This window comes from Lysobacter sp. SCRH-1R (assembly GCF_057747855.1).
In genome coordinates this window covers 1,276,210-1,296,660 of record NZ_CM173227.1, presented here as the reverse complement: position 1 = coordinate 1,296,660, position 20,451 = coordinate 1,276,210, and the positions used below count along the sequence as shown (strand labels likewise).

The window sequence follows — 20,451 nt, the reverse complement described above, 5'->3', positions numbered from 1 at the left end:
ATGCGCAACTGCGCGACGCCGGCCCGCGAGACACCCTCCTGGCCGCCGATGCGGCGGTGCACGGCGCGCCGGCATCGGCGGCATTGCCGACGCTGGAAACGACGCGGCTGGGCGTGATCGGGCTGGGCTACGTCGGCCTGCCGCTCGCGGTGGCGTTCGGCCGGCGCTACGACACCGTCGGCTTCGACATCAACGCACAGCGCGTGGTCGAACTGCGCGAAGGACGCGACAGCACGCTGGAAGTCGACGCGGCCGAACTCGCGCAGGCGCAGCGCCTGCGCTGCAGCAGCGACCTTGGGATGCTGCAGCGCTGCAACGTCTACATCGTCACCGTGCCGACGCCGATCGACGCCGCCAAGCGCCCGGACCTGGGCCCGCTCATGCGCGCGAGCGAGGCGCTGGGCCAGGTGCTCAAGCGCGGCGACGTGGTCGTGTACGAGTCCACCGTGTACCCGGGCTGCACCGAGGAAGTGTGCGTGCCGATCCTCGAACGCGCGTCGGGCCTGGTGTTCAATCGCGATTTCTTCGCCGGCTACAGCCCGGAGCGCATCAATCCGGGCGACCGGGAACATCGGCTCACGCGCATCCTGAAGATCACCTCCGGCTCCACGCCGGCGGCGGCGGAGTTCGTCGATGCGCTGTACGGTTCGATCATCGAGGCGGGCACGCACAAGGCCAGTTCGATCAAGGTCGCCGAAGCGGCGAAGGTGATCGAGAACACGCAGCGCGATCTCAACATCGCGCTCGTCAACGACCTGGCGATCCTGTTCAACAAGCTCGGCATCGACACGCTGGAAGTGCTGCAGGCCGCCGGTACCAAGTGGAATTTCCTGCCGTTCCGCCCGGGGCTGGTGGGCGGCCACTGCATCGGCGTGGACCCGTACTACCTGACCCACAAGGCGCAGGAAATCGGCCACCACCCCGACGTGATCCTCGCCGGCCGCCGCACCAACGACGGCATGGGTGCGTACATCGCCAGCGAAGTCGTGCGACTGATGGTGCGCAAGGGGATCAACCCGGTGCAGGCGCGCATCCTCGTGCTGGGGCTGGCGTTCAAGGAGAACTGTCCGGACCTTCGCAACACGCGCGTGGTCGACATCGTGCGGGCGCTGCGCGGCTACAACGCGCAGGTCGACGTGCACGACCCGTGGGTGGACGCAGGCGACGCGGCGCACGAGTACGGCCTGGACACCGTCGCCTCGCCGGATGAAGGCGGGTACGACGCGGTGATCGTCGCTGTGGCGCATCGGCAGTTCGCGCAGCTGGGCGCGCGGGGCGTGCGCGCCTACGGCAAGCCGGTGTCGGTGGTCTACGACGTCAAGTACGTGCTGCCGCGCGATGCGGTGGACGGTCGGCTGTGACGATGAAGGTGCTCGTCACCGGCACGGCCGGTTTCATCGGGTCGCACGTCGCGCAGGTCCTGCTCGCGCGCGGCGACGAGGTGATCGGCTTCGACAATCTCAACGATTACTACGATGTGGGGCTCAAGGGCGCGCGGCTGGCACGGTTCGCGGAGCATCCGGCGTACACGCATGTGCACGGGGACCTGGCCGATCGCGATGCGGTGGAGGCGCTGTTCGAACGGCATCGCCCCGCGCGCGTGGTGCACCTGGCCGCGCAGGCGGGCGTGCGCTATGCGGCGGAGAACCCGCACGTGTACGTGGCGAGCAACGTCACCGGCTTCCTGCACGTGCTCGAAGGCGCGCGGCGGCACGGTGTCAAACATGTGGTGTATGCCTCGACCAGTTCGGTGTACGGCGCCAACACCGCGATGCCGTTCTCCGAGCACCAGCACACCGAACATCCGCTCACGCTCTACGCCGCCACCAAGAAGGCGAACGAGGCGATGGCGCACAGCTATGCGCACCTGTACGGCGTGCCGTGCACGGGGCTGCGGTTCTTCACGGTGTACGGGCCATGGGGCCGGCCGGACATGGCGCTGTTCCTGTTCACGCGCGCGATCCTCGCGGGCGAGCCGATCCCGGTGTTCAACCACGGCCGCCACAAGCGCAGCTTCACCTACATCGACGACATCGTCGCGGGCGTGGTGCGCGCGCTCGATCGCGTGCCTCGCGTCGATGACGACTGGGATGGCGCATCGCCGGATCCGGCGAGCAGCGGCGTCGCGCCGTATCGGCTGTACAACATCGGCAGCGGCGAAAGCGTCGAACTGCTGCGCTACATCGAAGTGCTGGAGCGGTGCCTGGGTCGCAAGGCGAGCCTGCGCATGCTCCCTCTCCAACCCGGCGACGTGCCGGCCACCGAAGCGGACTGCACCGATCTCGCACGCGACATGGGGTATGCGCCGGGCGTGACGGTGGAGGAAGGCGTGGCGCGGTTCGTTGCGTGGTATCGCGGGTATTACGGCGATGGCGCTGCGCGCGAGCGCGAGTCGGCGGGTGTGGGGACTGTGGCGGTTTGAGGGTTGTGTGTTTTCGTTTTCCGATCGCGACATCGAGCAAGCGTTGTCTCGGGCAAAAAGCGAAAATGGGTTCCAGCTTTCGCTGGAATGACGGGGATGCGGTTTTCGTCGTGGGAGTGCCCCGTGAGTTGCGGGCCTGGATCCCGGCCTGCGCCGGGACGACGGGTTGGAGGCGATTCCCGATTCCCGATTCCCGATTCCCGCGAAAAGAACACAAACAAAAAGGCCGATGCTTTCGCATCGGCCTTTTTGTCTTGTATGGCGCGCCCGGAGAGATTCGAACTCCCGACCACCAAGTTCGTAGCCTGGTGCTCTATCCAGCTGAGCTACGGGCGCTGAGTTGAAAAATTATGAAGGATCGTTGCCGATTCGTCAAACATTTTTCGAACACTTTGATCGAAGCCGTTGAAGGCGCTTCAACCATGCACGAACCGCGCGGATTCGTGCGACCGTCTGGATCTCATGCACATCGCCGGTGGCGTCATGCACGACCAGCATGCGTTGCATCCTGGGGCCGATCCGGCCGGCCGATGGAACTGGCGGAGACTGAGGGATTCGAACCCTCGATGGAGCTTTTGACCCCATACTCCCTTAGCAGGGGAGCCCCTTCGGCCTCTCGGGCAAGTCTCCGCGGAACATCAAAACGGTGCGGGCGCAAAGGATAGCGGCTCGCTCCGATTACGGCAAACGGTTTTCTCAGCCCGCGCCGTGCTTGCCGGACTCGCTGTCCGCCGGCTCTTCGCCGCGCTGGATGCGCTGGTAGATCTCTTCACGGTGGACCGCAACATCTTTCGGCGCGGTAATACCAATGCGCACCTGGTTTCCCTTGACGCCGAGCACGGTGACGGTCACCGAGTCGCCGATCATCAAGGTCTCACCGACGCGACGCGTCAGGATCAGCATCTAACATCTCCTATGGCCGCCCTTCGGGGTCGGCATGCGGGAGCTCCCGGAGCTCCCCGATTTCGAAACACAAACGTGGATCATCTTAGCGGCGGGCCAAACGCCCCCGCAACCGCAAGTGGTCAACGTTCACCATTCAATTCAGCCAAGCTTGGCCTCGACCCAGGCCGGCACCTCCGCGAGCACCTGGACCAGCGCCGGGCCATCCTCGCCACCGCCCTGGGCCATGTCCGGACGCCCGCCGCCCTTGCCGTTGATCCGACTGGCCACGTGCGCGAGGAGTTCCCCCGCCTTGACCTTGCCTGCCGCGCTTCCGTTCACGCCGGCTACCAGGGCAGCCTTGCCCTCGCTCGCCCCGGCCAGGACGATCACCGCATCGCCCATCTGCTGCTTGAGGCGGTCGACCGCCTCGCGCAGCGCCTTGGCGTCGAACCCCTCCAGCCGCGTCGCCACGACCTTGACGCCCGCCACCTGCGCGGCCGAGGCCGCCAGGTCGGAGGTCGCGCCGGACGCGGCCTTGGCCTTCAGAGACTCAAGCTCGCGCTCCAGCTTCTTCTGGCGATCGAGCAGGCTGCGCAGCTTGTCGGAGACGTCGGCCGCGTTGCCGCCCAGCAGACGCGCGGCCTCGTCGAGGCGGCGTTCCTCCTCGGCCACGAAGTCCAGTGCGCCCTGCCCGGTCAGCGCCTCGATGCGGCGCACGCCTGCGGACACGCCGCCTTCGGAGACGATCTTGAACAGACCGATGTCGCCGGTGCGCGAAACGTGCGTGCCGCCGCACAGCTCGGTCGAGGTGCCGCCCATGCGCAGCACGCGCACGCGGTCGCCGTACTTCTCGCCGAACAGCGCCATCGCGCCGAAATCCAGCGCTTCCTGCATGCCCATGTGGTGCACTTCGGCGGCGTGGTTGCCGCGGATCTCGGCGTTGACGCGACGCTCGATTTCGGCGAGCTCGCCCGCGCCCACCGGCGCGAAATGCGAGAAGTCGAAGCGCAGGCGGTCGGGCGCGACCAGCGAGCCCTTCTGCACGACGTGGTCGCCCAGCACGCTGCGCAGCGCGGAGTGCAACAGGTGCGTGGCCGAATGGTTGAGCACGGTCGCGGCACGGCGCACGGCGTCGACGCTCGCACGCACGCGATCGCCGCGCCGCAACGAACCGCTTGCAAGCATGCCGACGTGGCCGTGGAACTGGCCGGCGAACTTCACCGTGTCGCGCACTTCGAAGCGTGCGGCACCGGCTTCCAGATCGCCGGTGTCGCCGACCTGGCCGCCGCTTTCGGCGTAGAACGGCGTGCGATCGAGGATCACCGCCGCTTCCTCGCCCGCCTCGATGCGGTCCACCGCGCGGCCGTTTTTCAGCAACGCGACGACTTCCAGGCCTTCGTCGGCGAGTCGTTCGTAACCCAGGAACTGCGTCGGCGCGAGCTGCGCGGCGAGTTCGGCCGGCATCGTCGCGGTGTTGCCGAACTTGCCGGCGGCACGCGCGGTCTCGCGCTGCTGTTCCATCGCGGCTTCGAAGCCTTCCATGTCCACCGACAGGCCGCGCTCGCGCGCGATGTCGGCGGTCAGGTCGACCGGGAAGCCGTAGGTGTCGTACAGGCGGAACGCGTCGACGCCCGGAATGGTGGTGTTCGAGCGTGCGGCGACTTCATCGAAGATGCGCATGCCGGCGTCGAGCGTTTCGGCGAAACGTTCTTCCTCGGCCAGCAGCGCGCGTTCGACGAACTCGCGCTTGGCGGTCAGCTCCGGATACGCATCGCCCATCACCTCGACCAGCGGCGCGACCATGCGGTGGAAGAACGGGCCCTTCTGGCCGAGCATCCAGCCATGGCGCAGCGCGCGACGGATGATGCGGCGCAGGACGTAGCCGCGGCCTTCGTTGCTCGGCAGCACGCCATCGACGATGAGGAAGGCGCAGGCGCGGATGTGGTCGGCGATGACGCGCAGCGACTTGTTGTCGAGGTCCGGCGTGGAGGTGAACTCCGCGGCCTTGGCGATCAGGTGACGGAACAGGTCGATCTCGTAGTTGCCGTGCACGCCCTGCAGCACGGCCGCCAGGCGCTCCAGGCCCATGCCGGTGTCGACGCATGGCGCCGGCAGCGGCAGCAGCGTGCCGTCGGGCTGGCGGTCGAACTGCATGAACACCAGGTTCCAGATCTCGATGTAGCGGTCGCCGTCCTCGTCGGGCGAACCCGGCGGGCCACCGGCGATGTGCGCGCCGTGATCGTAGAAAATTTCTGTGCACGGGCCGCACGGACCGGTGTCGGCCATCTGCCAGAAATTGTCGGAGGCGAACGGCGCACCCTTGTTGTCGCCAATGCGCACGATGCGCTCGGCCGGCACGCCGATCTTCCTGTTCCAGATCTCGTAGGCTTCGTCGTCGGTGTGGTAGACCGTGACGGTGAGGCGCTCGGCCGGCAGCCCCCAGACCTTGGTCAGCAGTTCCCAGGCCCAGGCGATGGCGTCTTCCTTGAAGTAGTCGCCGAAGGACCAGTTGCCCAGCATTTCGAAGAACGTGTGGTGGCGCGCGGTGTAGCCGACCTGGTCGAGGTCGTTGTGCTTGCCGCCGGCGCGCAGGCAGCGCTGCACATCGGCCGCGCGCACGTAGCCGGGCTTCTCGCTGCCGAGGAAGACGTTCTTGAACTGGACCATGCCCGAGTTGGTGAACAGCAACGTCGGGTCGTTGGCCGGCACCAGCGGTGCCGACGGCACGATGGTGTGGGCCTTTCCGCGGAAGAATTCGAGGAAATCGCTGCGGATTTCGGTAGTGGTTTTCATGCCTGCGCGCGAAGTCGGTGACAGGGCCGGACTGCCCGACCGGCCCATGCCCTCCTAGTGGGGGCGTCGACAGGAGCAGGCAACCCGAACCCGAAAGCCGGCTAGCGTAGCAGGACGGGCGCCCACGCGCTTGGCCCGTGGCGCATGCCTTTCCGGACTTTCGCGGACATTCCCGCGTTCATGCTGGCGGGGCTGCCGCTTCGGGAAAGCGACGCCGGCCTGCTTGTGATCCGCCGCGACGGATTGTCGGAACGGCTGGACGCGGCCCGCATGGTCGAGCCCCGTGCTGGACTCAGTCGCCCAGATCCAGCCGGGTCGCCGCTCGCACGCTGTCGCCATCGAAACCGCGGCGTATCAGGAAATCGGCCGCCTTGCGCCGCTGCGCCAGCTCGTCCAGCGACTTGCCGAAGCGGCGGCGGACCAGATCGCGGGCGTTCTCCGTCCAATCGCCGTCGAACGTGCCCATGGCATGGGCAATGGCCTCGCCGTCCAATCCATGCGTGGACAGTTCCGCCCGGATGCGCAATGGGCCGTAGCCGCTGACTGCGCGACTGCGGACGAGGCTTTCGGCGAACCGCGCATCGTTCTGCCAGCCCTCGCCTGCCAGGCGATCCACCGCAGCCTGTACCTCGCCGGGATCCAGGCCGCGCGAGGTCAGCTTGCGGTTCAACTCCTTGCGGGAGTGCTCGCGACGCGCGAGCAACCCCAGCGCGCGTTGCACCGGGGTCTGCTCGCGAACCCGGCGGCGGCGGCCGGAAGCCTCTCCGCTGCCGCCATCGCGGGGATCGTCATGCATGGCGAGAGCCCGACTTCATGCGATGCGACTCCGACGATCAGTCGTCCTGACCGTCGTCGTCCTCGCCGCGGCCGGCTTCGGCCGGGACGAACTTTTCGCGCAGCGCCGCTTCCAGGCGCTCGGCGACCTGCGGGTTTTCCTTCAGGTACTGGCGGGCGTTCTCCTTGCCCTGACCGATGCGCTCGTCGTACGCGCTGTACCAGGCGCCGGACTTCTCGACCAGCTTGGCCTCCACGCCCATGTCGATCAGTTCGCCCTCTCGCGAGATGCCTTCGCCGTAGAGGATTTCGGTGACGACCTGCTTGAACGGCGGCGCCAACTTGTTCTTCACGACCTTGATGCGGGTCTGGTTGCCGATGATCTCGTCGCCCTTCTTGATCGAACCGATGCGACGGATGTCCAGGCGCACCGAGGCGTAGAACTTCAGTGCGTTGCCGCCGGTCGTGGTTTCCGGGCTCTGGCCCGGCATCATCACGCCGATCTTCATGCGCAGCTGGTTGATGAAGATCACCAGGCAGTTGGAGCGCTTGATGTTGCCGGTGAGCTTGCGCAGCGCCTGGCTCATCAGGCGGGCCTGCAGGCCCGGCAGCTGGTCGCCCATCTCGCCTTCGATTTCGGCCTTCGGCGTCAGCGCGGCGACCGAGTCGACCACGACCATGTCGATCGCGCCCGAACGCACCAGCATGTCGGCGATTTCCAGCGCCTGCTCGCCCGTGTCCGGCTGGCTGACCAGCAGGTCGTCGACGTTGACGCCGAGCTTGGCGGCATAGATGGGATCGAGCGCGTGTTCGGCGTCGATGAAGGCGCAGGTGCCGCCGGCCTTCTGGCACTGGGCGATGGCCTGCAGCGTGAGGGTGGTCTTGCCCGAGGACTCCGGACCGTAGATCTCGACGACGCGGCCCTTCGGCAGGCCGCCGATGCCCAGCGCGATGTCGAGCATCAGCGAGCCGGTGCCGATGACTTCCGTCGCTTCGATCGTGCGATCGCCCATGCGCATCACCGAGCCCTTGCCGAACTGCTTTTCGATCTGGCCCAGTGCGGCCGAAAGGGCGCGCTTCTTGTTGTCGTCCATCGTGGAGTTTTCCTTCAGTGTCAGTGGCGGAAGTCGTTGCGTGGAAGCAATCTAGCGGTGGCGTATCGCACGGGCTGAGACGCGCCGGCGGTCGTGTCCAGATTGCGTGGGCGATCCCCGGCCGACCATGAGGGGTGTCCGGGACAGGGTGTGGGAAAACCCCGCACCCTGCCCCGGAACGCCACTGACGCTGGCCCGGAAAAACGCCCGGAAGTTCATCGGTTGGGCCTCACCAGCCCGCAGTACAGGCCTTCGATCGCGAAGTCCTGGCCCGGCTCGACCTCGATGGGTGCGTAGTCGGGATTGCGAGGCAGCAGGCGGATGCGGTCCTTGCCGATCTTGAGGAGCTTGACGGTGATCTCGTCGTCGATGCGCGCAACCACGATCTGGCCCGAGCGCGCGTCGTTCGTGCGATGCACGCCGATGAGGTCGCCGCTGAAGATGCCTTCGTCGCGCATGGAATCGCCCTTCACCTTGAGCAGGTAGTCGGGCGTGGGCGAGAAGAACACGCGGTCGAGCAGGACGAAGTCGTCCGAGCCGATGTCGGCGCCGATCGGACGGCCGGCGGCCACCTGCCCCAGCACCGGAAGGCGCAACGCGTCGTTGGCGGCGTCGCCCGCCTCCACATGCCGGACCGGCAGCGCTTCGGACACCGGTTCGACCGCCGCGCACATGCGAATGGCCCGCGCCCGGCCGGGCATGCGCTGGATCGCGCCCGCCTGTTCCAGCGCCTCCAGGTGGTACTGGGCCGCCCGGACGCTGCTGAAGCCCATGGCGCGGGCGATCTCGGTCTGCGACGGCGGAACGCCCTCGGCCTCGATGCGCTCGGCGATGAGGGCGAGGATGGTGCGCTGGGTGTCGGTGATGTCCATTAGTAGCAATACTACTAACGGCGAGTGGAGAGTCAAGAGGAGCGGGAAACGGGTCCCCGCCCTGCGCTCCTTCCCGGCCTACGCCATCAGTTCGGCGAGCCCGTGCAGCGCCGCGGCGACCGTCTGCCGGCGCACCGCGTCGCGGTCGCCGTCGAAATGGAAGGTCACCGCGGTCGGGTAGCCGCCGCGCCGCTTCCAGGCGATCCATACCGTGCCGACCGGCTTGTCCTCGGTGCCGCCGCCGGGCCCGGCGATGCCGGTGACCGCCACCGCCAGGGTCGCACCCGAGTGCACGAGTGCGCCGGACACCATCTCGATCACCGTCTCGCGGCTGACCGCGCCGTGCGTTTCCAGCGTCTGCGGGCGCACGCCCAGCAGCGCCTGCTTGGCTTCGTAGCTGTAAGCGGCCATGCCGCATTCGAACCAGCCGGACGAGCCGGGAATGTCGGTCAACATCTTGGCGATCCAGCCACCGGTGCAGCTTTCGGCGGTGACCAGGGTCTGGCGATGGGCGCGGGCGGCTTCGGCGACCTGTTGCGCCAGGCGCAGCAGGGAGGCATCGGTGACGTCGTTCTTCATGGGGCGATGATAGCCCGTCGCCCGTTTCCCTCGCGCCCGCTCCGCGGCCCGCTACCCCGCATGACCGGCGACTCGACAGCGAAGGCTTCGGCGAAATCGTCGTCGGCTGCTAGCCTAATGCCCCTTTCGCCGGCCCGCCGGCGCCGTCCCACGCAGCAGCAGATCCGCGATCCATGAGCCAAGCCGAACGGCCGCAGGAACACACGCCCCTGATGAAGCAGTTCTTCGCCGCCAAGGCGGAGCACCCGGACGTGCTGCTGTTCTTCCGCATGGGCGATTTCTACGAGCTGTTCTACGACGACGCGCGCAAGGCCGCGCGGCTGCTCGACATCACCCTGACCCAGCGCGGACAGTCCGCCGGGCAACCGATTCCGATGGCAGGGGTGCCGCACCATTCGGCCGAAGGCTACCTGGCGCGGCTGGTGGCGCTGGGCGAGTCGGTGGCGATCTGCGAGCAGATCGGCGACCCCGCGCTCGCCAAGGGCATCGTCGAACGCAAGGTGGTGCGCATCGTCACGCCGGGCACGGTGACCGACGAGGCGCTGCTCAACGAGCGCCGCGACACGCTGCTGCTCGCCATCGCGCGCGGCAAGACGGGGTACGGGCTTGCATGGGCGGACCTCGCCGGCGGACGTTTCCTCGTCAACGAAGTGGCGAACGAGGACGCGCTGGAAGCCGAGATCGCGCGCCTGGAACCGGCCGAAACGCTGGTCGCCGACGAGGACGGCTGGCAGCCGTGGATCGCCGAACGCACCGGCGTGCGCCGTCGCGCGCCGTGGCTGTTCGACGCCGACAGCGGCCGTCGCCAGCTGCTGCGTTTCTTCAACCTGCACGACCTCTCCGGTTTCGGCCTCGAAGACAAGCCGCTTTCGATCGCCGCCGCCGCCGCGCTGCTCGGCTACGTCGAGGAAACGCAGAAGCAGCGGCTGCCGCACCTGACCTCGATCGCAGTGGAATCCGGCGACGGTGCGATCGCGATGAACGCCGCGACGCGTCGTCATCTCGAACTCGACACCCGCGTCGATGGAGATACGCGCAACACCCTGCTCGGCATCCTCGATTCGACCATCACGCCGATGGGCGGCCGGTTGCTGCGCCGCTGGCTGCATCGTCCGCTGCGCGATCGCAGCGTGCTGCGCCATCGCCAGCAGGCCGTCGCCACGCTCATCGAATCGCGCTGCGGCGACACGCTGCGCGAAGGCTTTCGCGCGCTCGGCGACCTGGAACGCATTCTTTCGCGCATCGCACTGCGCAGTGCGCGTCCGCGCGATCTTTCCACGCTGCGCGATGGCCTGGGCATGCTGCCCGACGTGCGCGCGACGCTCGCGCCGCTGGATTCGCCGTGCCTGGCCGAACTCGCGGCGGAGCTCGGCGAGCACGACGACCACGCGCACCTGCTCAAGTCGGCGATCGTGCCGCAGCCGCCGGTGCTGGCGCGCGACGGCGGCATCTTCGCCGAAGGCTACGACGCCGAACTCGACGAACTGCGCACGCTCTCGACCAACGCCGACCAGTTCCTGATCGACCTGGAAGCGCGCGAGAAGGCCGCCACCGGCATCGCGACGCTGAAGGTCGGCTACAACCGCGTGCACGGCTACTACATCGAGATCAGCAAGGGCCAGTCCGACAAGGCACCGACGCACTACACGCGCCGGCAGACGCTGACCGGCGCCGAGCGCTACATCACCGAGGAACTCAAGCAGTTCGAGGACAAGGTGCTGTCCGCGCGCGAACGTGCGCTGGCCCGCGAGCGCCTGCTGTACGAACAGCTGCTCGATGCCCTGAACGAACGCCTGCAGCCGCTCAAGCGCTGCGCCGCCGCGCTGGCGGAACTCGACGTGCTCGCGTGTTTCGCCGAACGCGCGCAGTCGCTGGACTGGTCGCAGCCGCAGCTCGTCGACGAACCCGGCATCCGCATCGAACGCGGTCGCCATCCGGTGGTGGAGGCCGTGCGTAGCGATCCGTTCGAGCCCAACGACCTGGTGTTCGACGAAGACCGCCGCATGCTGGTGATCACCGGCCCGAACATGGGCGGTAAATCGACCTACATGCGCCAGAACGCGCTGATCGTGCTGCTCGCGCACATCGGCAGTTTCGTGCCGGCCTCGCGCGCGGTGATCGGGCCGATCGACCGCATCCTCACGCGCATCGGCGCGGGCGACGACCTCGCGCGCGGGCAGTCGACCTTCATGGTCGAGATGAGCGAAACCAGCTACATCCTGCATCACGCGACGCACCAGTCGCTGGTGCTGATGGACGAGATCGGACGCGGCACGTCGACCTACGATGGCCTCGCGCTCGCCGAAGCCTGCGCGCGGCACCTGGCGCATCACAATCGCGCGTACACGCTGTTCGCGACGCATTACTTCGAGCTCACGCGTCTGGCCGAACCGGGCAGCGGCATCGCGAACGTGCATCTGGATGCGGTCGAACATGGCGACCAGCTGGTCTTCATGCACGCCGTCAAGGACGGCCCGGCCGACCGCAGTTTCGGCCTGCAGGTGGCGGCGCTCGCCGGCCTGCCGAAGGCCGTGGTGCAGCAGGCGCGTGGTCGTCTTGCGGAACTGGAGCAGCAGAGCCGCGACGCGCCTTCCCCGTCGCTGGCGCCGGCGGCGCTGGATGCGCCGCAGCAGTTCGGATTGTTCGCGCCGTCCTCGGCGGCGCTCGAGGCGCTGGCGTCGATCGATCCGGACGACCTGACGCCGAAGCAGGCGCTCGAAGCGCTGTATCGCCTGAAAGCGCTGTCCTGATCTGCTCCTGTAGCCCGGGCCAGCAAAGCGCACCCGGGGAACAGATCGCGGCTCGTCCCGGGTGACCCGGGCTACGACAGCCACGGCGGCAGCTTGGCATCACGCGATTGAAATGGATCGGGGCTCATGATCGCCCCGCGTCGGAGCGTGCTCATGCATGCCCCACCGAAGCCGTTTCGCCGTGCAACGCGGCGACCGGGCGCAGGGAGCGCGCAACGTACCGCGCGTGTCGAGCCTGATAGCCAGCTCCTATCGAAGCGTTCGCAACAAACGATTTTCCCCGATCGCCCGCGCTTCCTACTCTCTCACTCCACACGACAGGAACGGAGTCAGCCATGAGCCAGCCCCCCGACAAGCCCGCCAAGACGCCGCTGACCACGGCCTTCGGCGCCCCGGTCATCGACAACGACAACAGCCTGACCGCGGGTCCGCGCGGGCCACTGCTGATGCAGGACGTATGGCTGATCGAGAAACTCGCCAACCTCAACCGCGAAGTCATTCCCGAGCGCCGCATGCACGCGAAGGGTTCCGGCGCGTTCGGCACGTTCACGGTCACCAACGACATCACCCGATACACCCGCGCGAAGATCTTCGAGAAGGTCGGCAAGAAGACCGAGATGTTCGCCCGCTTCACCACCGTCGCCGGCGAACGCGGCGCGGCCGACGCCGAGCGCGACATCCGCGGTTTCGCGCTGAAGTTCTATACCGAGGAAGGCAACTGGGACCTGGTCGGCAACAACACGCCGGTGTTCTTCGTGCGCGATCCGCGCAAGTTCCCGGACCTCAACAAGGCGGTGAAGCGCGATCCGCAGACCAACCTGCGCAGCGCGCGCAACAACTGGGATTTCTGGACCAGCCTGCCGGAGGCGCTGCACCAGGTCACCATCGTGATGAGCGATCGCGGCATCCCGGCGAGCTATCGCCACATGCACGGTTTCGGCTCGCACACCTACAGCTTCTACAACAACGATGGCGAGCGGTTCTGGGTGAAGTTCCACATCCGCACGCAGCAGGGCATCAGGAATCTTACCGACGAGGAAGCGCAGGAGCTGATCGGCCGCGATCGCGAAAGCCACCAGCGCGACCTGTTCGATGCGATCGAGCGCGGTGAATTCCCGAAGTGGACGATGTACATCCAGGTGATGCCGGAAACCGACGCGGAAAAGGTGCCGTACCACCCGTTCGACCTCACCAAGGTGTGGCCGCACAAGGATTACCCGCTGATCGAAGTGGGCGTGATGGAGCTCAACCGAAATCCGCAGAACTTCTACGCCGACGTCGAGCAGAGCGCGTTCGCGCCGAACAACCTGGTGCCGGGCATCAGCGTGTCGCCGGACAAGATGCTTCAGGCGCGGCTGTTCGCGTATTCGGATGCGCAACGGTATCGCCTGGGCGTGAACCATCACCAGATCCCGGTGAACGCGGCGCGCTGCCCGGTGCACAGCAACCATCGCGACGGCGCGATGCGCGTGGACGGCAATTACGGCGCGAACCTGCACTACACGCCCAACAGTTACGGCCAGTGGGAGGCGCAGCCGGAGTACCGCGAGCCGGCGCTGAAGATCAACGGCAACGCGGATTTCTGGAACTTCCGCGAGGACGACGCCGATTACTTCAAGCAGCCCGGCGACCTGTTCCGCCTGATGACGCCGGCGCAGCAGCAGGTGCTGTTCGACAACACCGCACGCGCCATGGGCGATGCGCCGGACTTCATCAAGCAGCGCCACATCGACAACTGCAGCAAGGCCGATCCGGCATACGGCGCGGGCGTGGCGAAGGCGCTGAGGATGGAAGCGGCCAACCCCGCGCATACCGAAAGCGGCACGGTGAATCATCCGGTCGAGGCGGGTTGATCGGCGGTCGCGTCCGACGCGTTCGCGGCAGGCATTCGCCCCTCTCCCGCACAACGGGAGCGGGGCGACATCATCTGGCGGATGTTGGACGAGACATCGTCTCTTCACGCCATCACGACAACTGAACGTGGCGGCGTTAGCATCGAGCCCCCACTTCGAGGCCACCGCCATGAGCGCTCCCATGACCCGCGACCTGCTCGATCAATTGCAGGGGCAACCGCTCGCCGACATCGGCAACCAGCTCGGTCTTTCGCCCACGCAGGCGCAGGGCGCGGTGTCGGCGGCGCTGCCGCTGCTGCTCGGCGCGCTCGGCCGGAACGCGAGCCAGCCGCAGGGCGCCGAAGCGCTGTTCGGTGCGTTGCAGCGCGATCATGCCGGCCTCGACATCGGCAGCGTGCTCGGCTCGGTCCTTGGCGGCGGCGGCCAGGGAGGTTCGATCCTCGACCACGTGCTCGGCGGACGCCAGCAGAACGCGGCGCAGGGCCTTGGCGCGGCAACGGGCCTGGGCCAGGGCCAGGCGAGTTCGCTGCTGCAGATGCTCGCACCGCTGGTGATGGCCTACCTCGCCAAGCGCATGTTCGCCGGCAATGGCGGCGGCGGACTCGCGGGCTCGCCGCAGCAGTTGGGCGAGGTGCTGGGACAGGAACGCCAGACCATCGCGCAACAGGGCGGCATCGGCGGCTCACTGATGGGCGCCGTGCTCGATCGCGACGGCGACGGCGATACCGATTTCTCCGACCTGATCGGACTGGCCGGATCCTTCCTGGGCGGCGGGCGGCGCTGAGGCGTCGCGCCCTGCCCTCGCACCGGTCGCGCTGCCACGCGGGAGCGCGACCTCGACTACATCGCGTCGATATCGCCCAGCGCGCGGATGAGTCTCCGCGCCCGTTTGTCGGGCCTGGTTTCCGGCGGGCGATATCCCGTGCGTTCGGCGACGCGCAGCGCGCGTGCCTGTTCGCGCGCCGCACGCGACGCATCGCTTTCCTGATACAGCGCCTGCGCGACGCTCGCCGGCCCGCGCGTGTCGCTCAGGCCGCGCACTTCGATCTCGAAGGTTTCCTGGCCGCGCACGATGCGCAGCGCATCGTGCACCCGCACCGCGCGCGAAGGCTTCGCGCGCTGGCCGCCGATGTCGATCTTGCCGGTTTCGATCGCCTGCTTGGCCAGCGATCGCGTCTTGAAGAATCGCGCCGCCCACAACCACAGGTCCAGGCGCACGGAGGGCGTGGAAGAATCGGGTACGTCGCTCACTGCTCGGTCCGGTGATGCCTGCTCGGCTTCGTTGGCTTGGGGCGATTATCGCAGGGTCGGTGTCGTCGTCGCGCGTGCGGTCGGACATGGCGCGGCGTTCGCGCGAACGGTGCTACCGTGCCGCCTCTTCACGTCGCTGGATGGCCCGCATCGCATGGCGCCCACGTCGCACAACCTCACCGAAGGTCCCATCGGCCGCAACCTGTTCGCCTTCGCGCTGCCGATCCTCGCCGGCAACGTCGCCCAGTCGCTCAACGGCTCGGTCAACGCGGTCTGGGTCGGCCGCTTCCTCGGCGAGGAAGCGCTCACCGCGACGGCGAACGCCAACAACATCATGTTCTTCCTGATCGGCTCGGTGTTCGGCATCGGCATGGCGGCGACGATCCTGATCGCGCAGGCGATGGGCGCGCGCGACCTCACCCAGGCGCGGCGCGTGATGGGCACCAGTGCGACGTTCTTCATCGGCCTGTCGGTGGTGATCGCCTCGCTCGGGCAATGGTTGTCGCGGCATCTGCTTGCCGCGATGGGCACGCCGGCCACCTCGCTGCACCTGGCCGAGGATTACCTGCGTGTGATCTTCCTCGCGATGCCGGCGCTGTACGCGTTCGCGTTCCTGTCGGCCGCGCTGCGCGGCGCGGGAGATGCGCGCACGCCGTTCCGTTTCCTGCTGATCGCGGTGCTGCTGGACATCGTGCTCAATCCGCTGTTGATCTTCGGTATCGGGCCCTTCCCGGAACTCGGCATTGCCGGCTCCGCGTGGGCGACGCTCATCGGGCAGACCACGACGCTGGTCGCGCTGCTCTTCTACCTTCGCCACAAGCGGCATGTCCTGTGGCTCGGCCGCCAGGACGCCCGCATGTTCCGCATCGACCGCACCATCCTGCGCTCGCTCATCGTCAAGGGCGTGCCGATGGGGCTGCAGATGGTGCTGATCTCGCTGGCGATGATCGCGATGATGTCGATGGTCAACCACCACGGCACCGACACCACCGCGGCCTACGGCGCCGCGCTGCAACTGTGGACCTACGTGCAGATGCCGGCGATGGCGGTGGGCGCGGCGTGCTCCTCGATGGCCGCGCAGAACGTCGGCGCGCACCGGTGGGATCGCGTGTCGGCCACCGCGCGTGCCGGCGTGCTGATGAACTTCCTCATGACCGGCGCGCTGATCGTGCCGCTGATCGTGTTCGACCGCTGGACGCTGTCGCTGTTCCTGCCGCCGGACAGCACGGCGCTGGAGGTCGCGCGCCATCTCAACCACATCGCGGTGTGGTCGTTCCTGTTCTTCGGCGTGACCTTCGTCGTGTCCGGCGTGGTGCGTTCCACTGGCGCGGTGGTGCCGCCGCTGCTGATCCTCGCCGCCGCGTTGTGGGGCATCCGCGTGCCGTTCGCGAATTTCATGCAGCCGCGCATCGGCGTGGATGCGATCTGGTGGAGTTTCCCGATCAGCGCGTTATGTTCGATGCTGATGGCGCTGGCGTATTACCGCTACGGCCGTTGGCGCAAGGCGCGGATGCTGGTGCCGGATCGGCACGAGGTCGCGGTGCCGGCGGAAGTGCCGGCGACGCCGCCCTCGCCGGTGGCCGATCCGAGTGCGGACCCGGACGACGAACTGGACACGCTGGAACGGGGCGTTGAACGCCGGCCCGTTCAACCCCGGCGCGGCGAACGTCAGATCGACACGCCCACTTCCGCGAGCCGCTGGCGCAGACGCGTGAGATGACTGCCCGGCCAGTAGATCTGGCCGCAATCGCGACAACGGCTGAGCGAGCCGCCGTATCCGGCCAGCACGCGCGGCGGGACGGCGCTGGATGCGAGGCCGTGCTTCGGAGGCTTCGGTTTCCCAGGGTCGCGGATCTCCGGCGGCGAACCGGGGTCGCGTTCGGGCGGTGCATGGCCGGGGTCGCGACGCTCGGGCTCGCCCGGACCGGGATCGCGCCGCTCGCGTTCGCCGGGGGACGGGTCGCGCTCTTCGGGAGGTTGGCGATCGGGATCGTGTTCGTCGGGCGCGTCGACCAGCAATTCCACCTTGCCGTTGCAGCGCGCGCAGCGCGTGAACGGCTTGACGCGCGCGTCGAGCTGGAACCGGTCGAGCACCTCGCGCAGTTGCCGGCGCGGATCGGTCGCGTGCAGGAATGCACCGTGCGTGACGGCCGCACGCTTCAGCAGCCCGGTGTCGCGGGTGAGCAGGATGCGGTGCTGCGCGCGGGAAATCCGCAGCAGTTCGTCGTCGTGGTAATCGTTGCGGTACAGCGTGTCGAACCCGAGCAGGCGCAGGTACGAGGCGAGCCTTCCCAGGTGCACGTCGAGCACGAAGCGCGGCTCGCGCAGCGGCGTTGGACGCAGGCGGTTGGATTCGCCGAGCTCGAAGCGTTCGAACATCGGATAGACCGCGACCCGTTCGCCGCCGGTGAGCTTGTGCGAGAACGGCACGGGTTCGCCGTCGACCAGGATCAGGTCCACTTCGGTGTGCGGCACGCCGAGCGATTCGATGCGGTCCTTCACCGACGGCGTGCCGTCGAAGGCATGGGTGAAACTGCGCTTGCGGCGTTCGGGCGCGAGGAATTCGCCGAGTTCCTCGTAGAAGCGGAACTCGCATGTGGATTGCGGAGTCGCTGGAAGCAGGCTGGCCACGGCGGGCCTCCGTCGCACGATCACGCGATCGCAGCGGCCACGCTACGCCGCTGCGCGTGGGCATCGCGGGAAGAAGGGAACGCGCGCGGGTATTCGTGGACCGGAAACGATGACGGCCGCCCGGAGGCGGCCGTCGGAACGCGCGGGCGAATGGCCCGCCGCGCGAGGATTACTCGGCGTTCTTGGCGTAGGCGGACAGGTCTTCCTTGATGCGCGCCTTCTTGCCCTGCAGACCGCGCAGGTAGTACAGCTTGCCCGCGCGCACCTTGCCGCGACGCTTCACGTCGACCGAGGCGATGGTGGCGCTGTGGGTCTGGAACACGCGCTCGACGCCATAGCCGTGCGAGATCTTGCGCACGGTGAAGGACGAGTTCAGGCCGGCGTTCTTGATCGCGATGACCACGCCTTCGTAGGCCTGGACGCGCTCGCGGTTGCCTTCCTTGACCTTCACGTTGACGACGACGGTGTCGCCCTGGCTGAAGTCGGGAAGCTGGCGCTGGATCTGCTCGGCTTCGAAATTCTGGACGAGCGTGTGGATGGAGGGCTTGTTCATGGCTTTGGCCTGTTGGAGTCGTTGTAGCGCGAGTGCACGTGGACCCGCGTCTGGCATGGGTGGAACGAATGGAAGCCGCGGATTATAGCGGCATTTTTCCTTGCGTGGCTAGCGGTTACGGCGCTTCGGGGGCGTCCGCGGCCGGCTCGGAGACCGTCCCGGCGGCCTCCCGGGCGACCAGCGCGGCCCGGTAGGCGTCCAGGAGCTTGCGGTCGGCCTTCGACAGGGCCGCCTCGTCCAGCAGGTCCGGGCGACGCTGCCAGGTCCGGCCGAGCGACTGCATCCGCCGCCATTTGGCGATTTCCGCATGGTTGCCGGACATCAGCACCTCGGGGACGGTGCCCAGTTCGTGCTCGACCGGCCGGGTGTAGTGCGGGCAGTCCAGCAGGCCGCCCTCGAAGCTGTCCTGCACGGCGGACTCGGCGTCGCCCAGCACGCCTTCGCGCAGCCGCGCCACGGCGTCCACGATCACCGCGGCGGCCAGCTCGCCGCCGGACAGGACGTAGTCGCCGATGGAGATTTCCTCGTCGACCTCGGCCTGGATCAGCCGCTCATCGATGCCCTCGTACCGGCCGCACAGCAGGATCAGGCGCTCGCGACCGGCCAGCTCGCGCACCTTGGCCTGGGTGAGCGGCGCGCCCTGCGGGCTCATGTAGACGACCTTCGCCGGCGTCGGATCGGCTTCGCGCGCGGCCCGAAGGCTCGCCCGCAGCGGATCGACCAGCATCACCATGCCCGGGCCGCCGCCGAACGGACGGTCGTCGACCCGGCGGTAATTGCCTTCGGCGTAATCGCGCGGATTGAAGCCGTGCACCGACAGCAGCCCGCGCTCGACCGCCCGGCCGACCACGCCGAACGCCGCGCATTGCGCGACGAAATCGGGGAAGAGGCTGATGATGTCGATGCGCATGGGGCTGGAAACGAGAGACGAAGAACGAGAAACGAGAAACGAGCCGCAGCGTAGTTGCCCGCTCCTCTCCACGCTTCACTAGAAGTCAGGGTCCCAATCCACCGTCACCACCCCCGCCTCGAAATCCACGGACGTGACGTACTGCGGCTGGACGAAGGGAATCATGCGTTCGCGCTCGTCGTCGCGCGCGACCAGCACGTCGTTTGCGCCGGTGGCGAACAGGTGCGAGACGGTGCCGAGCGGAACGCCTTCGGTGGTTACCACGCGCAGGCCTTCCAGATCGACCCAGTAGTACTCGCCTTCGCTCGGCGGCGGGAGCGCCGAACGCGGCACGTATATCTCGGTGCCGCGCATCGCCTCGATGGCGTCGCGGTCGGTGATGTCCGGGAACGTGGCGACGGTGTACTTGCCGCTCTGCCTGCCGCGCACGCCGCGCAGTTCGCGTTCGCTGCCCTGCGGGTCGCGCAGGATCCACGGCTGGTAACGGAAGATCGCATCGCGCGGTTCCGTCCAGCTTTCCAGTTTCGCTTCGCCCCTGATGCCAAAAGCGCCGGAAATCCTGCCAAGCAGGACCCGACGCTCTTGGGATCCGGTGCGCTCCGAGGAGGCGCCCGTCATGATCGGTCTGGCCGCGCGCGGGGGCGCGGCCCGCGGATCAGGCGGCGGTCGCGGCCTTGGCCGCTTCCTTGTACAGCACGGCGACCTTGTCGGTCAGCTGCGCGCCGTTCTTGATCCAGTGCTGCACGCGCTCGACGTTCAGCTCAACGCGCTTCTCGGCGCCCTGGGCGACCGGGTTGTAGAAGCCCACGCGCTCGATGTTGCGGCCGTCACGGGCGTTGCGGCTGTCGGTGACGATGACGTGGTAGAAGGGACGCTTCTTGGCGCCGCCGCGAGCGAGACGAATCTTGACCATGGTTCGGTAGTTCCTGTGTTGCCCAGCTGCCGGAATGGCAGGGTAAGTCGGCAAGTATAAAGGGTTGATTGCGCTCGGGAAACCCCGCCGCCGAGCCCGTTCAGGGCCGCGGACCAGCGATACGCCCGGGACCTGGCGACAACGACGCCTTTCCAGCCCCCTTAGTTAGGG

At 67.7% G+C, this 20,451-nt stretch carries 17 protein-coding genes, 2 tRNA genes and 1 pseudogene; 6 read left to right on the top strand and 14 right to left on the bottom strand.

Features of this window, described 5'->3' with window-relative positions:
* The first annotated feature begins 92 nt into the window (after positions 1-92).
* Entirely contained in the window at positions 93-1,361 is a 1,269-nt protein-coding gene (gene tviB / locus AC3ANK_RS05910; protein ID WP_484172848.1) for a Vi polysaccharide biosynthesis UDP-N-acetylglucosamine C-6 dehydrogenase TviB, read from the top strand.
* A 2-nt stretch (positions 1,362-1,363) separates the two neighbouring features.
* Positions 1,364-2,422 (top strand): NAD-dependent epimerase, encoded by a 1,059-nt coding sequence (locus AC3ANK_RS05905; RefSeq protein ID WP_484172378.1) that lies wholly within the window; start codon positions 1,364-1,366, stop codon positions 2,420-2,422.
* 259 nt (positions 2,423-2,681) lie between these two features.
* Here AC3ANK_RS05905 and AC3ANK_RS05900 read toward each other — a convergent pair.
* The 8 genes from AC3ANK_RS05900 to AC3ANK_RS05865 all read right to left on the bottom strand — a co-directional run bounded on the left by AC3ANK_RS05900 (position 2,682) and on the right by AC3ANK_RS05865 (position 9,419).
* Positions 2,682-2,758, bottom strand: a tRNA-Arg gene (locus AC3ANK_RS05900).
* A 201-nt stretch (positions 2,759-2,959) separates the two neighbouring features.
* Positions 2,960-3,052, bottom strand: a tRNA-Ser gene (locus tag AC3ANK_RS05895).
* A 66-nt stretch (positions 3,053-3,118) separates the two neighbouring features.
* On the bottom strand, positions 3,119-3,325 hold the full coding sequence (gene csrA, locus AC3ANK_RS05890; protein ID WP_206859401.1) for a carbon storage regulator CsrA: 207 nt from the start codon (positions 3,323-3,325) through the stop codon (positions 3,119-3,121).
* A gap of 141 nt (positions 3,326-3,466) precedes the next feature.
* Positions 3,467-6,100, bottom strand: coding sequence for an alanine--tRNA ligase (gene alaS, locus AC3ANK_RS05885; protein WP_484172377.1), 2,634 nt, complete (start codon positions 6,098-6,100; stop codon positions 3,467-3,469).
* Between the two features lie 292 nt (positions 6,101-6,392).
* Positions 6,393-6,896: a recombination regulator RecX gene (recX, locus tag AC3ANK_RS05880; protein WP_206859405.1), complete on the bottom strand. Its 504-nt coding sequence runs from the start codon at positions 6,894-6,896 to the stop codon at positions 6,393-6,395.
* Positions 6,897-6,933: 37 nt separating this feature from the next.
* Positions 6,934-7,968, bottom strand: coding sequence for a recombinase RecA (gene recA, locus AC3ANK_RS05875; protein WP_206859407.1), 1,035 nt, complete (start codon positions 7,966-7,968; stop codon positions 6,934-6,936).
* 215 nt (positions 7,969-8,183) lie between these two features.
* Complete coding sequence (lexA, locus tag AC3ANK_RS05870) at positions 8,184-8,840, bottom strand: transcriptional repressor LexA (protein ID WP_484172376.1); 657 nt, start codon at positions 8,838-8,840, stop codon at positions 8,184-8,186.
* 78 nt (positions 8,841-8,918) lie between these two features.
* Positions 8,919-9,419, bottom strand: a complete 501-nt coding sequence (locus AC3ANK_RS05865; protein ID WP_157029775.1) for a CinA family protein — start codon at positions 9,417-9,419, stop codon at positions 8,919-8,921.
* 173 nt (positions 9,420-9,592) lie between these two features.
* Here AC3ANK_RS05865 and mutS point away from each other — a divergent pair, with 173 nt between their 5' ends.
* The 3 genes from mutS to AC3ANK_RS05850 all read left to right on the top strand — a co-directional run bounded on the left by mutS (position 9,593) and on the right by AC3ANK_RS05850 (position 14,806).
* On the top strand, positions 9,593-12,169 hold the full coding sequence (gene mutS, locus AC3ANK_RS05860) for a DNA mismatch repair protein MutS (RefSeq protein ID WP_484172375.1): 2,577 nt from the start codon (positions 9,593-9,595) through the stop codon (positions 12,167-12,169).
* Between the two features lie 335 nt (positions 12,170-12,504).
* Positions 12,505-14,022: a catalase gene (locus AC3ANK_RS05855; protein WP_484172374.1), complete on the top strand. Its 1,518-nt coding sequence runs from the start codon at positions 12,505-12,507 to the stop codon at positions 14,020-14,022.
* A gap of 169 nt (positions 14,023-14,191) precedes the next feature.
* Positions 14,192-14,806, top strand: a complete 615-nt coding sequence (locus AC3ANK_RS05850) for a DUF937 domain-containing protein (protein ID WP_484172373.1) — start codon at positions 14,192-14,194, stop codon at positions 14,804-14,806.
* Between the two features lie 56 nt (positions 14,807-14,862).
* Here the strand turns inward: AC3ANK_RS05850 and AC3ANK_RS05845 are convergent, their stop codons facing one another.
* On the bottom strand, positions 14,863-15,273 hold the full coding sequence (locus AC3ANK_RS05845) for an RNA-binding S4 domain-containing protein (protein ID WP_484172372.1): 411 nt from the start codon (positions 15,271-15,273) through the stop codon (positions 14,863-14,865).
* Positions 15,274-15,427: 154 nt separating this feature from the next.
* On the opposite strand from AC3ANK_RS05845, the pseudogene AC3ANK_RS05840 reads away from it, so the two are divergent.
* Positions 15,428-16,873 (top strand): annotated as a pseudogene (locus tag AC3ANK_RS05840) (MATE family efflux transporter); the annotation flags it as partial.
* Between the two features lie 68 nt (positions 16,874-16,941).
* Here AC3ANK_RS05840 and AC3ANK_RS05835 read toward each other — a convergent pair.
* The 5 genes from AC3ANK_RS05835 to rpsP all read right to left on the bottom strand — a co-directional run bounded on the left by AC3ANK_RS05835 (position 16,942) and on the right by rpsP (position 20,280).
* Positions 16,942-17,904, bottom strand: a complete 963-nt coding sequence (locus AC3ANK_RS05835; RefSeq protein WP_484172371.1) for a Mut7-C RNAse domain-containing protein — start codon at positions 17,902-17,904, stop codon at positions 16,942-16,944.
* 169 nt (positions 17,905-18,073) lie between these two features.
* Positions 18,074-18,457, bottom strand: coding sequence for a 50S ribosomal protein L19 (rplS, locus tag AC3ANK_RS05830; RefSeq protein WP_206859416.1), 384 nt, complete (start codon positions 18,455-18,457; stop codon positions 18,074-18,076).
* A gap of 115 nt (positions 18,458-18,572) precedes the next feature.
* Entirely contained in the window at positions 18,573-19,367 is a 795-nt protein-coding gene (gene trmD, locus AC3ANK_RS05825; RefSeq protein ID WP_206859418.1) for a tRNA (guanosine(37)-N1)-methyltransferase TrmD, read from the bottom strand.
* 78 nt (positions 19,368-19,445) lie between these two features.
* Positions 19,446-19,985, bottom strand: coding sequence for a ribosome maturation factor RimM (rimM, locus tag AC3ANK_RS05820; protein ID WP_484172370.1), 540 nt, complete (start codon positions 19,983-19,985; stop codon positions 19,446-19,448).
* A 37-nt stretch (positions 19,986-20,022) separates the two neighbouring features.
* Positions 20,023-20,280, bottom strand: a complete 258-nt coding sequence (rpsP, locus tag AC3ANK_RS05815; RefSeq protein ID WP_115840765.1) for a 30S ribosomal protein S16 — start codon at positions 20,278-20,280, stop codon at positions 20,023-20,025.
* Between the last annotated feature and the right edge of the window lie 171 nt (positions 20,281-20,451).